Source organism: uncultured Tateyamaria sp. (assembly GCF_947487805.1).
Lineage (GTDB): Bacteria > Pseudomonadota > Alphaproteobacteria > Rhodobacterales > Rhodobacteraceae > Tateyamaria.
The window spans coordinates 21,935-35,610 of sequence record NZ_CANKXW010000010.1 but is presented as its reverse complement, the minus strand read 5'-3'; the positions used below and the strand labels follow the sequence as shown (position 1 = coordinate 35,610).

The 13,676-nt window shown below is 59.9% G+C and carries 14 protein-coding genes; 13 read left to right on the top strand and 1 reads right to left on the bottom strand.

Annotated features, from left to right (window positions below):
• From Q0949_RS18980 to hydA, 7 genes are read left to right on the top strand one after another with little or no spacing between them, the layout of a single operon-like run.
• Complete coding sequence (locus Q0949_RS18980) at window positions 1-1,086, top strand: ABC transporter ATP-binding protein (RefSeq protein ID WP_299376159.1); 1,086 nt, start codon at window positions 1-3, stop codon at window positions 1,084-1,086.
• A complete protein-coding gene (locus Q0949_RS18975) occupies window positions 1,083-1,913 on the top strand; it encodes an ABC transporter permease (protein ID WP_299376156.1) in 831 nt (276 codons plus the stop codon). Before Q0949_RS18980 ends, Q0949_RS18975 begins: the two co-directional genes overlap by 4 nt.
• Window positions 1,910-2,710 carry an ABC transporter permease gene (locus Q0949_RS18970; protein ID WP_299376153.1) on the top strand — a complete coding sequence of 267 codons (801 nt, stop codon included), beginning with the start codon at window positions 1,910-1,912 and terminating at the stop codon, window positions 2,708-2,710. Before Q0949_RS18975 ends, Q0949_RS18970 begins: the two co-directional genes overlap by 4 nt.
• Complete coding sequence (locus tag Q0949_RS18965; protein WP_299376151.1) at window positions 2,707-3,588, top strand: polysaccharide deacetylase family protein; 882 nt, start codon at window positions 2,707-2,709, stop codon at window positions 3,586-3,588. The genes Q0949_RS18970 and Q0949_RS18965 overlap by 4 nt, the downstream gene beginning before the upstream one ends.
• The gene (locus tag Q0949_RS18960; RefSeq protein ID WP_299376149.1) at window positions 3,585-4,922 is read left to right on the top strand and encodes an amidase; all 1,338 of its coding nucleotides are present in this window, start codon (window positions 3,585-3,587) and stop codon (window positions 4,920-4,922) included. The genes Q0949_RS18965 and Q0949_RS18960 overlap by 4 nt, the downstream gene beginning before the upstream one ends.
• Before the next feature lies 1 nt (window position 4,923).
• A complete protein-coding gene (locus Q0949_RS18955; RefSeq protein ID WP_299376146.1) occupies window positions 4,924-5,667 on the top strand; it encodes an aspartate/glutamate racemase family protein in 744 nt (247 codons plus the stop codon).
• Complete coding sequence (gene hydA / locus Q0949_RS18950) at window positions 5,664-7,061, top strand: dihydropyrimidinase (RefSeq protein ID WP_299376143.1); 1,398 nt, start codon at window positions 5,664-5,666, stop codon at window positions 7,059-7,061. Before Q0949_RS18955 ends, hydA begins: the two co-directional genes overlap by 4 nt.
• A gap of 1 nt (window position 7,062) precedes the next feature.
• Here hydA and Q0949_RS18945 read toward each other — a convergent pair whose 3' ends face one another.
• Window positions 7,063-7,695 carry an aspartate/glutamate racemase family protein gene (locus Q0949_RS18945; protein WP_299376140.1) on the bottom strand — a complete coding sequence of 211 codons (633 nt, stop codon included), beginning with the start codon at window positions 7,693-7,695 and terminating at the stop codon, window positions 7,063-7,065.
• Between the two features lie 17 nt (window positions 7,696-7,712).
• Between Q0949_RS18945 and Q0949_RS18940 the strand changes: the two genes are divergently transcribed.
• The 6 genes from Q0949_RS18940 to Q0949_RS18915 are packed head-to-tail and all read left to right on the top strand — an operon-like array spanning window position 7,713 to window position 13,511.
• Window positions 7,713-8,444: an aspartate/glutamate racemase family protein gene (locus Q0949_RS18940; protein WP_299376137.1), complete on the top strand. Its 732-nt coding sequence runs from the start codon at window positions 7,713-7,715 to the stop codon at window positions 8,442-8,444.
• Window positions 8,437-9,360, top strand: coding sequence for a polysaccharide deacetylase family protein (locus tag Q0949_RS18935; RefSeq protein WP_299376135.1), 924 nt, complete (start codon window positions 8,437-8,439; stop codon window positions 9,358-9,360). The genes Q0949_RS18940 and Q0949_RS18935 overlap by 8 nt, the downstream gene beginning before the upstream one ends.
• The gene (locus tag Q0949_RS18930) at window positions 9,357-10,394 is read left to right on the top strand and encodes a TRAP transporter substrate-binding protein (protein ID WP_299376132.1); all 1,038 of its coding nucleotides are present in this window, start codon (window positions 9,357-9,359) and stop codon (window positions 10,392-10,394) included. Before Q0949_RS18935 ends, Q0949_RS18930 begins: the two co-directional genes overlap by 4 nt.
• A gap of 47 nt (window positions 10,395-10,441) precedes the next feature.
• A complete protein-coding gene (locus Q0949_RS18925; RefSeq protein ID WP_299376130.1) occupies window positions 10,442-10,966 on the top strand; it encodes a TRAP transporter small permease in 525 nt (174 codons plus the stop codon).
• Entirely contained in the window at window positions 10,963-12,264 is a 1,302-nt protein-coding gene (locus tag Q0949_RS18920) for a TRAP transporter large permease (protein WP_299376127.1), read from the top strand. Before Q0949_RS18925 ends, Q0949_RS18920 begins: the two co-directional genes overlap by 4 nt.
• The gene (locus Q0949_RS18915) at window positions 12,261-13,511 is read left to right on the top strand and encodes a Zn-dependent hydrolase (protein WP_299376124.1); all 1,251 of its coding nucleotides are present in this window, start codon (window positions 12,261-12,263) and stop codon (window positions 13,509-13,511) included. The genes Q0949_RS18920 and Q0949_RS18915 overlap by 4 nt, the downstream gene beginning before the upstream one ends.
• Window positions 13,512-13,676 lie beyond the last annotated feature (165 nt).

The following is a 13,676-nucleotide window of genomic DNA, read 5'->3' as shown; positions in this document are numbered from 1 at the left end:
ATGGCACCCCCCGCACCGCGGGACATGGGCGACAGCAAATACCTGGACGTCAATGCCGTTGGCAAGGCGTTCAAGGGCACGTCTGTCATGTCTGGTATGGATTTTCGCGTGGGGCGAGGAGAGCTGGTGTCTCTTCTCGGGCCGTCCGGTTGTGGCAAGACAACCCTGCTGCGCATCATTGCGGGGCTGACCACAGCCGACAGCGGTGAGGTTCTGCTCGACGGGCGCGCGATCACATCCGCACCAGCCCATAAACGCAATATCTCAGTTGTCTTTCAAAGCTACGCGTTGTTCCCGCATCTGACGGTCGCCGAAAACGTCGCCTTTGGTCTGCGGGCACGTGGGCACGCAAAGACCGATTGCGGCCCCAAGGTGGCCGAGGCCCTTGCCTTGGTGCGTATGAGCGACTTTGCCGAACGCAAGGTTGCAGCGTTGTCGGGGGGGCAACAACAACGCGTTGCCGTCGCAAGGGCTCTGATCGTCGATCCTGTTCTTTTGCTATTGGACGAACCCTTTTCCGCGCTGGACCGCAAACTGCGTGAGACCATGCAGGTCGAATTGAAAACCTTGCTGCGCGACCGCAACATGACAGCGATTTTTGTGACCCATGATCAAGATGAGGCGATGGGCGTCTCCGACCGTATTGCGGTCATGAACGCGGGCCAGATTGAACAATTTGCAACACCATCAGAGCTTTATGCGCGCCCGGCCAGCGCCTTTGTCATGGATTTCGTTGGCCTGTCGACGCGCCTGAACGGAGAGGTGATCGAAAGTACCGAAAACCGGTCAACCATTCGCAGCGCATACGGGACCGTCCACGCCCCCGGCACATTCGTCCCCGGCACCAAAGTCACAATCGGTGTGCGGCCAGAGTTGGTTAAAACCCGCGCCGCTGAAAACACACTCCGTGTCACTTTGGCGGACGCCATGGTGCTGGGCTCCAAAACGCAACTGCATGGACGCGCCGAAGCCGGCGACCGCCTGCTTTGCGAAGTGCCCGGAATGAACTCGGATTATGCACCCGGCGATACGGTGACATTTGGCTGGGACGTTGCAGATTCGCTTGTCTACGAGACGGGCACATGACCGGACGCGCAGAACGTATCGGCCTTCTGGCTTTACCCGGTCTGAGCTTTCTGGCCGTTATCTACGCGCTGCCGCTGTTCATGCTGCTGCTGAAATCAGTCCAGATCGACGGCCAGTTCTCGTTCGCGGAATACGTTGCTTTTTTCAGCGACAGCTACAATCTGTCGGTCCTGTGGCGGACGGTGCGCGTGGCGCTGCTGACCACGGGGCTGGCGCTGATCATCGCCTACCCTACCGCCATCGTCATGGCCCGCGCAAAGGGCTTTTGGCTGTCCGTCTTTCTGGTCGCTATGGTTCTGCCGATGTCCGTGGGCGTGGTTGTAAAGGCCTTTGCCTGGACGATCCTGTTTCGCACGCGCGGCGTGCTGAACGACACGCTGATGTCGCTGGGCATTACCGACGCGCCTATTCGGATGCTGTTCACGGAAACCGCGCTGATCATTGGCGCGGCAAATGTCTTTCTGCCCTTTATGGTGCTCCCAATCTACGCCGTGCTCCGTCAGATGGACAGCCGCCTCCCCGAGGCCGCAGCCTCGCTTGGGGCAACACCTGTGTTCCGCTTTATGAACGTCACTCTTCCGCTTAGCCTGCCGGGCGTGGTCGCTGGCTGCGCCTTTACCTTCAGCCTCGCGATTTCGATGTACGTGATCCCGTCGCTTATCGTGGGTGAACGTCAGCAAACACTGTCCATGCTGACGGCGCGGTCGTTCCTGTATCTGCGCAACGAAGCATTGGGGGCTACGATTTCCTCCATCCTGCTGTTGATCGCGATCTCAGTGGTTCTGACCTCAAGCTGGGCGGCAAACCGTTTGGGGGCGCGGCAATGACCGGAACGGACCGCCTTGCACTGGCCCTCAGTTGGGTCGTCGCGCTTGGCTGTGTGATCTTCCTGATGCTGCCTATCGTCATCACATTGGCCGCGTCCTTTACATCCTCGGCAGTCTACACCCTGCCCCCACCCGAATGGTCGCTGCGCTGGTATCAATCACTTGAGCGCCGATCCGGCCTGTGGGAGGCCGTCACCCTGTCTCTGAACCTTGCGGTGGTCTCGACGGCCATTTCACTGATCCTTGGTACGCTGGCGGCCATCGCTGTTACCCGAGGCTCTTTCCGCGGACGCGAGGCCATTGCGACCTTTACGGTGTCACCGCTCATGATGCCAGGGCTGGTGGTGGGTGTCGCCTTACTTCAGTTCTTCCGCGAAATAGGGCTGCGCGACGCTTACGTCTCGCTCCTTCTGGGTCATATCGTGATCACATTGCCTTTTGTGATGCGCACGCTGCTGGCCTCGATGGCCGCGTTTGATTTCAGCCTTGTCGATGCAGCGCGGACCCTTGGCCTGAGCTACCCGCGGGCCATTTTTCAAGTACTCGTGCCCAACCTTGCTCCGGCCTATCTGACGGGAGGTTTATTCGCCTTTCTGGCGTCGATGGACAATTATCCGATTTCGATTTTCCTCACAGATGCACGCAACAAAACCCTGCCTATCAAGATGTTGCAGTACCTCGAGGAACAGCCCGACCCCTCACTGGCCGCCATCTCTTCGGGGCTGATCCTGCTCGCCTGTATCGTTCTGGTGATCGGGTCACGCACCGTCGGGCTGAACAGGATGATCCGGGGATGAGCCGGGACCTGCGCGGATACTGGGGCGCTGAGCCCGTCCCTTGCTGGCCAAACGGAGCGCGGCTGGCCGTCTCCTTCGTCGTCAATATCGAGGAAGGCGCAGAGCTGTCGATTGCAGCGGGGGATGAGCGCAACGAAAGCCGCTATGAGGCCGTCGAAGAGGTCAAAGGCGCGCCGGACCCCTGTATGGAAAGCCACTTTGGCTATGGCCCCCGACAAGGGTATCAGCGGATCGTGGACGCCCTGGCCGCGCATAACGCAAAGGCATCCTTTTCCACCTGCGGACGCGCCGCAGAGGCAACCCCGTGGTTAATCCGGGACGCTGTGGCGCGTGGCCACGAGGTGTCTTGCCACGGTTGGCGTTGGGAGACCCATGCAGGCATGGCTGAGGCGCATGAGCGCGAGATTATTGCCCGCACCCATGCATCTATCGCACGGATCGCCAGGGTCGCGCCCGTTGGCTGGCACACCCGGTCGGCCACCTCGCCACAAACCCGCGACCTGCTGAAGGAACATGGCGGGTTTAGCTATGACAGTAACGCCTATGACGATGACATTCCTTACATGGATGGCACTCACGTCGTACTGCCCTATGCCTTTGACACCAATGACATGCGCTTCTCTCCCGGCGGTGGCTTCGTGCAGGCGCGGGACTTTTCCGACTACGTGATCGCAGGGTTCGACCGGCTTTATGCCGAAGGCGGAAAAGCCGCGCGCATGATGTCCATCGGATTGCACACCCGTATCATCGGACGCCCTGCCCGCATTGGCGCGCTGGAGGCTGTTCTGACCCACATCACCGCTCACAAGGACGTCTGGATCGCCCCCCGCCGCGACATCGCCGCCTGTTGGGCGAAGCATCATGGAGATGCGGAATGAGCCTGCTGGATGGCCCTATCTCTGCTCTCGTCAGTGCCGTTCAGGAGGTCAAAGCGACCCCGTCCGAACTGACGGACGAAGCACTGGCCCGAGCCGAGGCACGAAACCCGGCAATTAACGCCATCTGTCAGATGAACCCGCAAGCTCAGGCGGAGGCATCGCGCGTCGCCGCGCGGTTACAGGCTGGAGAGACCCTGCCGCTGGCGGGTGTGCCGGTCCTGATAAAGGACAACATCTGGGTGAAAGGGCTGCATAGTACTCAAGGCTCAAAGCTCTTCACCGATCATATCGCCCCTGAAGATGCCGAAGCAGTCAAGCGTCTGCGCATGGCGGGTGCTGTGATTATCGGGATTGCGACATGCTCCGAATTCGCCTGCAAAGGGGCAACCGTTTCGCCCCTTTATGGGATCACGCGCAATCCTGTGAACCCGAGCCTGACGGCGGGTGGGTCTTCGGGCGGGTCCGTCGCTGCGGTGGCTGCCGGGATTGTGCCCTTGGCGCTTGGCACCGATGCGGGCGGATCATCGCGCCGGCCCCCTGCCCATACGGGCCTGTGCGGATTGAAGCCCACGCAAGACCTGATCCCCTATGGCCCCGGTTTTGACGAACCGGTATGGGGTATCTCGGTCATCTGCCCGATCGCCCGCCGGATAGAGGATGTATCGCTCGCAATGCGCGTGCTTGGCAGGCTGGAACCCGTGTCGCCCACGCCGCTTGAAATCGCCGTCTCGGAGGATTTTGGCACCGGTCAGCCAATGGACCCCGATGTCAAAGCGAACTTCGAAGCTGTGATCACAGCGATGAAATCTGCTGGCGTTCAGGTCGCGCAAGCTCAGATCATCTGGCCCAATGACATCAAGGGGCACGATATCCAACCTCTGCAATATGCGGGTCTGGCGCAGATGTATGGCGATGTCTGGCGCAAAACGCCCGACTTGTTTGATCCAGCTGTTGCCGGGCAAATCGAAACAGGTCTTTCGCTGAGTGGAGTTGAGGTCGCGGCGGCGCATCAGGCCTCGCACCAGATGCGCCAGACCCTGCGCGCTGATCTGGATCGATACGGAGTGATCGCAACGCCGACAACGCCCTGTGCGGCATGGCCTGCAGAAATGGACGCGCCGACCGAGATTGGCGGTCGACCCGCCCAAACTCGCGACCACGCTGCTTTTACGCCGCAAATCAACCACGCTGGCGTGCCTGCTTTATCCCTTCCCTGCGGGTCGGACTCTCAAGGCCGGCCGCTGGGGCTGCAACTGATCTCACAAGCAGGCCGAGACGCAGCGCTCATTGCCCTGGCGCAGCAGTTGGAACCGATCCTAAAGGAGATCACGTGACGTGCGCCTTCTGCTGATAAATCCAAACATGACCGAAAGCATGACGCAGATCATGATGGATGTAGCACGCCAGACTGCTGGGCCAGAGGTCGAGATCGTGCCCCTGACCGCCACGTCCGGCTTTCCCTACATTGCGTCTCTTGCCGAGGCGCAGATTGCGGGTGCCAATGTGCTCGAGACGATTGCCGCACACCGCAACGATGTGGACGCCGTAATCATCGCAGCTTTTGGTGATCCTGGTCTTGCCGCCGCGCGCGAGCTGTTTGATCTGCCGATTGTCGGCATGGCCGAGGCCGCGGTGATGTCCGCGGCTATGCTGGGGGAGCGGTTTTCGGTCGTAACCTTCTCGCCACATATGGCGGGTTGGTACGACGCCAGTATCCGGCAGACGGGGTTGGGCGCACGGTTTACCGGTGTGCGATGCCCCAAGGCACCGCCGGAAACGGTGAATAATGTGGCCGAGGTGCTGCGGAGCGACCTGATTGGGCTCGCCAGGGAAGCGACAGCAACGGACGGCGCTGCTGTGGTGATCCTTGGGGGCGCACCTTTGGCAGGGCTTGCCCCGCAGATCGCAGATGAGACACCCGGAATTCTGGTCGATCCGATTGCCGCAGCGACAGTTCAGGCAATGGCATTGTCGCGCCTCTCACCCAGTTATCGAAATCGCACAGCTCGCCCCGCTGCTAAGACCTCTACCGGGCTTGGGGCTGATTTGAGTGCCGTTATCGCAGGAGAAATCGCATGAGCCATGACACTGTTATCACCGGCGCGCGTGTCGTCAGCGCAAGCGGCACGACACACTGCGACATCGGGATCACCGATGGCAAGATCGCGACACTTGGCAGCAGCTTGAAAGGCACAGAAACCATCGAGGCCGGAGGTCTCATCGCCCTGCCTGGCGGGATTGACAGCCACGTGCATATCTCCCAACCCTCAGGCCCCGGAATCGAAATGGCCGATGATTTCACATCCGGCACCCGCAGTGCTGCCTGCGGCGGCAATACGACCATCCTGCCTTTCTGTCTGCCCGAAGAAGGCCAAACTCTGCGCGAGGCTGTGGCCGCTTATCGCGCCAGGGCGGATGGCAACTGCATGACGGACGTGTCCTTTCACCTTATCGTCAGGGAAACCGATCCGGTGACACTCGGGCAGGACCTGCCAGCGCTCATTCAAGCGGGATACACCAGTTTCAAGGTGTTCATGACCTATGCAGGCCTGGCCTTGTCCGACCGGCAAATCCTTGAAGTCATGGCCGTGGCCAAAGAACAGGGCGCGATGGTCATGGTTCATGCCGAAAACGAAGACGCAATAGAATTCCTGCGTGACAGGGCCGAGCGCGCAGGAGAGACCGGCCCTTTTCACCACGCGACCACGCGTCCTGTTCCGGTCGAGCGCGAAGCGACCCATCGCGCGATCTCGCTGGCCGAAATTGCGGGCGTGCCCCTGACCATCGTTCACGTCTCCAACGGCGAGGCAACAGAAGAGATCATGCGCGCCCGTCAACGCGGCCTGACCGTCTTTGCCGAGACCTGCCCACAATACATCACTCTGACCGCATCCGATCTTGATCGCGACGGGTTTGATGGGGCGAAATACGTCTGCTCCCCGCCGCCCCGCACAGTCGAAGAATGGCCCAAAATCTGGGCCGGGATTGAACAGGGCACGTTTGACCTGTTTTCATCCGATCACTGCCCGTTCCGCTTCAATGATCCTGCCGGCAAAGACGCGCCAGGCGCACGCAAGACGTTCCGCAACATTCCCAATGGCATTCCCGGTGTGGAAACGCGCCTGCCGATCCTGTTTTCAGAAGGCGTCGTCAAAGGACGCATATCGTTGGAACGGTTCGCCGCGATCACGGCCACGAACCACGCGCGGCTTTACGGGCTTTATCCCCGCAAAGGCGCGATTATGGTCGGCGCGGATGCCGATATCGCCCTGTGGGATCCTGCATTGCGCAAACCTATCCGGCAGGCCGACCTCCATCACGGCTCCGACTACACGCCCTGGGAAGGGTTCGAGGTGACGGGCTGGCCCGTGCGCACGATCCTGCGCGGCAACACCGTCATGTTGGACGGGGCACCTATCGGCAGTCCCAGCGGCACGCATCTGGAACGGGAGGCCCCTGATGTTTTGCTGTAAATCAAGCGGGATCAAGCAAGGTGGCGACCTCTTTGCTTGCGGCGACCAGAGGCTGGACAAGCGGCACATCAACCTGCGGCTCCAGCCGGATTGCGGCCTCGGCCAGCGGTCCGCCCCCGATGATGATCCGCTCTGCCCCGGCATCACGGGCATTCAAACACGCCTGCAACAAAGCCGCGTCCAGAGCGGCCGGATCTGCCAGCAACGCCTCTGGCGCACCAGGGGTCATAAAACTCCCCAGATATGTGCCCGCCGCCCCATGGGCCTGCATCAGCGCGTCAATAGGCGGGCCAAGTTGCGCGGTTGTTGTGGCCACTGCAAATGGCGTGCCGTCCTTGGCGGCAGCACGTGCAGCAGCGGCTCCGATTCCTATGACGGGACATGGCAGACGCGCCGCCAGACGCTGCGCGCCCGGATCGCCGAAGGCCGCGACAATCACGGCGCGCGCTTCGGGCAAGACAGCCCGGCAAACCTGATCGGCTGCAGCGGCCAGTGCCGAAGGCTCGGTGATCATCGCGGGCGCATCCGCGTTGGTCCATCCCCGCACAGAAGGCAAATGCCGCCGCGTGATGGCAGCCATTTCTTCAGTCGTTTTCTCCGAACTGTTTGGATTGATCACGAGAACAGGTTTCATAAGCAAAGGTATCATCCATGACCGCCGAATTAGCCAGCACGCGATTGGGCATGCTGACGCCCTCCTCTAACACTGTCCTTGAACCGCTGACCGCCGCGATGCTGTCAGGCCTGCCTGACGCATCAGCCCACTTTGCGCGGTTTCAGGTGCTGAAAATTTCCATGGAGGATGACGCGCTTGGGCAATTCAGGAACGAGCCGATGCTGGCCGCCGCTGAACTTCTGGCGGATGCCAGGGTGCAATCGATCTGCTGGAATGGCACATCTTCGGGCTGGCTTGGGTTTGACACCGATCACAAGCTGATTACCGAGATCGAAACGCGCACCGGCGTAAAAGCCTGCTCATCAATCCTTGCGATGAACGAATTGCTCGCGAAATTCGCCGCAAAGCGGATCGCATTTGTGACACCCTACCTGCCCGAAATTCAAGACCGCATTCTGGCCAATTACCGCTCTGCAGGGTTTGAAGTGGCCGCAGAACGACACCTTGGCGATCAGGGAAACTTCTCGTTTGCGACCTATTCAGAGGCCGAAATTCTCGATCTGTGCCGCGCCGTGGCCGCCGACAAACCCGACGCCATCACGATCTATTGCACCAACTTCCGCGGGGCGCGGCTTGCCCCCATCATCGAGGCAGAAACGGGCATCCCCGTGCTCGACAGTGTTTCGACCGCGCTTTGGAAATCGATGCAAGTTGCAGGCGACGACCCCAGGCGCATCCAGGGATGGGGGCGCCTTTTTGATGTCTGACCGCGATCTCATCGGCTATGCCGGGTCCCCGCCTCAGATCATCTGGCCTAACGGCGCGCGTGTCGCGGTGTCGGTCGTCGTGAACTTCGAAGAGGGTGCGGAACATCAGGCTGGAGATGGCGATAGCACGTCTGAACGCGTCGGCGAGGTTCTGAGCGTCGTGCCTGACGGACACCGTGATCAGGGCCAGGAACAGATCTTTGCCTATGGAAGCCGGGTCGGGCTTTGGCGATTTCTTGACGCGCTTGAGAGCACGCAAACTCCGACCACATTTTATATGTGCGGCCGCGCGGTGGCACGCAGCCCGCAGCTTGCCCGTGAGATAGCAGACGCCGGGCACGAGGCAGCCTGCCATGGCTGGATCTGGCGGCCACATGCCGACTACCCGGACATTGACGCCGAACGCGCCGACCTCATGCGTGCAACCGACACGATCGAGACGGCCACCGGCCAGCGACCGACCGGCTTCTTCTGCCGGGGCTCGGAAAGCGCATGGACGCGGCAACTTTTGAGCGAACAGGGCTACACCTACACCTCCAATGCCTTCGACGATGATCTTCCCTATCATGATGGATCGGGCCTGATAGTTCTGCCCTACAACCTCGACACCAACGATATGAAATTCTTTCATCCCAATGGCTTCACGCGCGCGGTTGAGATGATTGAGTACGTCCGCGACGCGGTCCAGCAATTGCTGCAAGAGGCGCAGCAAGGCAGGTCCGCGACCCTGTCGATCGGCTTTCACCTGCGCATCAGCGGGCGGCCAGCACGATTCCGCGCGGTCACCGAAATCCTCGAATATCTGGCCTCGCTTGAAGGGCAGATTTGGCGGGCAAGACGCATCGATATCGCCCGCCACTTTGCTGCGGTTCATCCCCGCGGCCAACACGCAACACAACATGGAGAAGAGATATGAATTTGAAGACCACTATGATGGCCGCCGCACTCACGTTGGCGGCAGCCCCAACGTTTGCAGAAACCTCGATCCGGGCGACCGGACTGGTCTCAACCCACAAATTCCACACGGCGCTGGAACAGGAATTCTATGCGGGCCTCGCAGAAAAGACTGGCATCGATCTTGCCATCAACTTCAACCCGCTCGACGTCGTGGGCGTGGATATGCAGGATACGCTGCGCATGGTCCGCACAGGTGCCTTTGACATCGTGCAAAGCACAGTGGGTGCCGCCGCGCGCGATGACGCGTTTCTGGAAGGTATTGACCTGATTGGCGTCTCCACCTCAATGGAACAGCTCGAAGACGCTATCGAGGCTTTCATGCCCGAACTCGAAAAGCGCGTCGCCGAGAAGTTCAATGCCAAGCCGCTGGCCGTCTGGCCTTACGGTCCACAGGTGTTCTATTGCAACGCCGAAATCGCCAGCCTTGACGACTTCGAAGGGCTCAAGGTGCGCTCTTACACCTCCTCCATGTCTACATTGATAGAGGCCCTGGGCGCGACACCCGTCACCATGAGTTTCAAAGAGGTCTATCCGGCCCTGCAACGCGGCGTCGTCGATTGCGCAATCACGTCACCAACGTCCGGCAACACCGGAAACTGGCCCGAGGTCACAACCCACTTTCTGCCCTTGGGCATCTCGTGGTCAGTAAACGCGCATTTCATCAATCTGGACAAGTGGAACAGCTTTTCCGAAGAGGAAAAAGCCAAGCTGGAAGCCGAATTCGCTGCGTTTGAAGACGCATTCTGGGCACTGGCCAAGGAAAACAACGGCTGGGCCATCGCCTGCAACACCGGCGGAGAGGGCTGTGAGAACTATACCGCCTTCGACATGAAACTGGTCACACCCTCGCCCGACGATCAGGCCAGGGTGACGGCTGCCACGATGGAAAAGGTCCTGCCGGGCTGGGCCGAGAGCTGCAATTCGGGCTTTGCGGATTGCTCGAAAATCTGGAACGCGACCGTGGGTGCCGCGCGCGGTATTGAACTGGAATAACGAAACAGGGTGCGCCTTCCCGGGCGCACCCACATAAAGGACCTGACATGCGGCTCATTGGAATATTGGGGGGATATGCCTGTCTCGGGTTGTCCTTTCTCATTGTGTTCGAGATTTTTGCGCGCAAGCTGTTCAATCACTCGCTACAGGGCGTGGATGAAATCGGCGGCTATGTCGTTGCGGTCACGGGGACCTTCGGCATGGCCCTCGCTGCGGTCGAACGCGCCCATACACGGATCGATGTGCTTTTGTTGCGCTTGCCCCGGCCTGTCCAGGCGGGGCTCAACCTGCTGTCTTACGTGGCCCTGGGGCTGGGGGCGGCCTTTATGGGCTATATGGGGTGGCGAACACTGAATGACAGTCTGACCTTCGGGTCCGTCTCGTCCAGCCCGCTTCAGGTTCCTTTATGGATCCCGCAATCGCTCTGGATGGCGGGCCTTTGTCTTTTTGGACTGTCTGCACTCTGGACGGCTGTACGCGGCGTCTTGGCCCTGCGCCACGGGCTGGAGGCAGCTGATCGGCTTCTGGCGCCGCCATCGGTGGCAGAAGAAATCGAAGAGGCACGGCGATGATTGACCTGACAGGGGCCACCATCGGATTTGTAATCATGTTAGGTCTGATGTTCATCGGCCTGCATGTAGGAATCGCTATGTTGGCGACCGGCGTCCTGGGCGCATTGGTCTATTTCGGCCCACCCGTCTTGCTATCCTTCGGCACCAACCTTTGGGCGGTTATGAATGATTTTCTGCTGACCACCATTCCGCTTTTTATACTGCTTGGAGAACTACTGCTGCGCGCTGGTATCACGCGAAACATGTATGCCAGCCTCAACGATTGGCTGAGCCGCCTGCCCGGCGGACTGCTGCACACAAATATCGGTGCCTGCGCAATGTTTTCGGCTGTTTCAGGGTCTTCGGTCGCGACAGCCGCCACCATCGGCACCGTCGCGCTGGATGAGTTCAAACGCCGAGACTACCATGAACCGCTGGTGCTGGGGACCATCGCAGCCGGAGCGACCCTTGGCATTCTGATCCCGCCCTCAGTGAACCTGATCATCTATGGCGCGCTGACCAATACGTCGATCGGACAATTGTTTGCAGCCGGCATCCTGCCTGGCGTTCTGCTGACGGTGCTGTTCATGGTCATCATTGCCGCCGCGGCCCTGTGGAACCCGTCGCTTGCAGAACGTGTGAGCGAAACACCGCCCCTGAGCGAACGCCTGAGCCGTTTGCGTTTTCTGCTGCCACCTCTTGGCATATTCGTCGTCGTCATGGGGGCAATCTATGGCGGCTGGGCGACCCCCACCGAGGCTGCAGCACTGGGTGTGGTGCTGGCGTTCTTCCTCGCCGCCGCCAATCGCGCGCTTAGCTTTTCCATGCTGCATGCGGCCTTTATTGCCACGATCAAAACCTCGGCCATATTGCTTTTCATCATCACGGCCGCCTTTTTCCTGAACTTCATCGTGGGTCTTTTGGGCGTCCCCCAGGCGATGAGCCGCGCTGTCACGGCCCTTGGCCTGAATGCGACCGAGATGATCCTGATCCTGGTTCTGTTCTATCTGGTCATGGGCTGCTTTCTGGAAACCCTGTCGATGATGGTGGGGACTATTCCAATCGTCATGCCGGTGATCCTGCATCTGGGCATCGATCCGGTGTGGTTCGGCATTTTTCTGGTCATCATGATGGAACTGGCCCTGATCACACCGCCTGTAGGCATGAACCTTTATGTGGTACAGGGGGTCCGTGGACGTGGAGAACTCGCCGATGTTTACCGGGGCATCCTGCCCTTTGTCGCCGCTATGCTGATGATGGTCGGATTGATTATCCTCTGGCCTCAGATCGTCCTGGTGATCCCGGAGGCGCTGTTTTGAGCGCCCTCGCCCGTGCCGAACGCCTGTTCGCAGAACTGGCCGAAATCAGCGCGGATGCGCCCGGCGTGACCCGCGCCAGTTTTGGCACTATCGAAACCGCAGCACACGCGATGATCCGGCGAGAGGCAGAGGCGATCGGCCTGATCCATCACACCGATGCGGTCGGCAATCTCTACGTCACGCTGCCGGGCAAAGACCAAAATGCACCGGTTTTGATGACCGGCTCGCATCTGGATAGTGTGCCGCATGGGGGTAATTTCGACGGCGCAGCAGGCGTGTTGGCAGGACTTGTTATGCTGGAACGACTTGCTGAGGGGCCACCGTTGCGCTGCGATGTCATACTGATGGTGATCCGCGCGGAAGAGATGATCTGGTTCCCCACCCACTATCTCGGCAGCCGTGCGGCCTTTGGTCTGCTACCACCGGAAGCGCCTGATCAACTACGTCGATCAGATACGGGGCGCACTCTTGCAGATCATATGGAAGAGGCGGGATTTGAGCCTCAGGCCATCCGAGACGGCAAACCACAGCTTGGTCCACAAAAGATCAAGGCTTTTGTTGAGGTGCACATAGAGCAGGGACCGGTCCTGGTCGACGCAGATATTCCGATCGGTATCGTTACAGGTATCCGTGGCAACATCCGCCATCGCTTTGCCCGGATCACAGGCGAAACCACCCATGCAGGCGGTGTGCCCCGTTGCAGACGCCGCGATGCCGTGCTTGCCGGTGTTGAACTGGTGGCGTCGCTTGAGGAATGGTGGCAGGCCGCCGAAGTTGCCGGAGAGGACATGGTTCTGACCATCGGCGAATTCTCCACTGACCCTCTTCAGCACGGCATCACAAAGGTTCCCGGCCTTGTGACGTTCACACTTGATGTGCGCAGCCAGGACGAGGCCCTCCTTAGCCGTTTTGCAGCGTTCCTGCACAGCCAGGCGTCGGATATCGCCGCGCGGCGCCGGGTCGATATCGATCTGGGCACCAGCACGCAAGCTGCGGCGTCCCCGATGTCGCGCGACATACAACAGGGGCTGATCGCTGCGGCGCACGCGTGTGGCATTGCGCATATGGAAATACCTTCAGGCGGAGGCCACGACTGCGCAACCTTCGCAAGCCTTGGGGTTCCCTCCGGAATGATTTTCATCCGTAACCGAAATGGCAGCCACAACCCCGACGAGGCCATGGAGTTTGATGACTTTTCGCGGGCCACAGATGTGCTGACGAAATGGGTTTTGATGGTCAGCAATTGATATTTCGCGAAATGCCCGAAGTGCGGTATGTCAACCGTCACTTCCCGAATGGCTAAAAATCACATCGCAAGATGAGTGATCACCTCACATCTCAAAGCCCTGAAAGTTCCCAGATCGTTTCAGGCCACCCGTCGCTTGATATGAACAAAACCACATAATCGGCAA